Genomic DNA, 235 nt, shown 5'->3' with positions numbered 1-235 from the left:
AGAAATGCTCACGCCCCATGATCCGACGCATTTTGAACGGATTTTAAGATTACGCATCGCTCACCCGGCTCCGGCCCTGTTCTGATAATGGAAAAATTGCCTGCAAAAACCGGCTGGATTTGGGTCAAAAGCGGCTTTGCGCTGTTTCGACGACAGCCTGCCGAAATCTCCACCCTATTCCTCGCCTACATGTTCATCATGCTTGCCGTCGGGATCATCCCGGTGCTGGGTCAGC

At 53.2% G+C, this 235-nt stretch carries 1 pseudogene; it reads left to right on the top strand.

What is annotated here, in order from left to right:
- Window positions 1-87: 87 nt before the first annotated feature.
- Window positions 88-235 (top strand): annotated as a pseudogene (locus ACVBEQ_RS28100) (BPSS1780 family membrane protein); the annotation flags it as partial.

This window comes from Nakamurella sp. GG22, from assembly GCF_052976845.2.
This window is presented reverse-complemented; position numbering and strand designations above follow the sequence as displayed.